The sequence below is a fragment of the Pseudarthrobacter sp. NamB4 genome (assembly GCF_005796185.1).
In the GTDB taxonomy this organism is placed as follows: Bacteria; Actinomycetota; Actinomycetes; order Actinomycetales; family Micrococcaceae; genus Arthrobacter.
Genome location: NZ_VAHM01000040.1, coordinates 1 through 1,062, shown reverse-complemented (window position 1 = coordinate 1,062; position 1,062 = coordinate 1). Strand labels below are relative to the sequence as shown.

General features: G+C 63.7%; 1 protein-coding gene. It reads left to right on the top strand.

The window, feature by feature from the left end; translation table 11 throughout:
- Nucleotides 1-92: 92 nt before the first annotated feature.
- Nucleotides 93-1,062 (top strand): IS481 family transposase (locus FDW81_RS17935; protein ID WP_138135554.1); only part of this gene is annotated, 970 nt, incomplete at its 3' end.

Here is a 1,062-nt window from a genome sequence, read left to right as displayed (position 1 = left end):
TGTACTGAGTCAGGACGTTGGTTACATCGTGAATAGGTGAGGACCTCTTAGGTTGGTGGTTACCACACACAGCCAACGACTAAGAGGTCCTCATGTCCCACCGTAATGCCCGCCTGACTCCGAACGGTAGGCGGATCATCATCGAGCGGGTCCTGGCAGGCCGTCCCGTTGCCCATGTGGCCAAGGAATTGGGTATCTCACGAACCTGCGCCCACCGCTGGATCAGCCGCTACCGCACCCACGGCTGGGACGGCCTTGAGGACCGGAGTTCCCGTCCAAGGTCCTGCCCGCACGCCACACCAGCGGACGTGATTGCCGAGGTCCTGACCCAGCGGGTGGAGCACCGGGAGGGCCCGACGGCTCTGGCTGTGCGTTGCGGGATCAGCGCCCGGACGGTCTCCCGGATACTGGCCCGTGCCGGCATGCCCCGGCTGTGGGAACTGGACCCCGTCACCGGAGCACGGATACGGGCATCCCGGGCCACAGACCGCCGCTACGAACGCGGCGTGCCGGGGGACATGATCCGCATCGACGTCAAGAAACTCGGGCGTATTCCTGACGGCGGTGGTTGGCGGGCAGACCCGAAGCAATCCGCCCGCAACCATTCAACAGGCCACACAAGAGTTGGTTTTGATTACGTCCACGTGGCCGTCGATGACCACTCCCGCTTGGCCTATGCCGAGGTCCTGTCCGATGAGAGAGGCCCTACCTGCGCCGGGTTCCTGACACGGGCCGCGGCAGCCATGGCAGATCAGGGCGCCCCGGTGAAAAGGGTCATGACCGACAATGCCTTCGCCTACCGGCTCTCCCGTGACTTCCAGAACGCCCTCGCCCAACTTGGGGCCAAACACATCCTGATCAAACCCCGCCACCCTTGGCAGAACGGCAAAGCCGAACGCTTCAACCGCACCCTCCAGGAAGGCTGGGCCTACCGCCAACCCTTCACCTCGAACCAAGCCCGGACCGATGCTCTGCAACCATGGCTAAACTTCTACAACAACCACCGGCCCCACGGCAGCCTCGGAGGCAAACCACCCATCAGCAGGTGCAACCAACCTACTG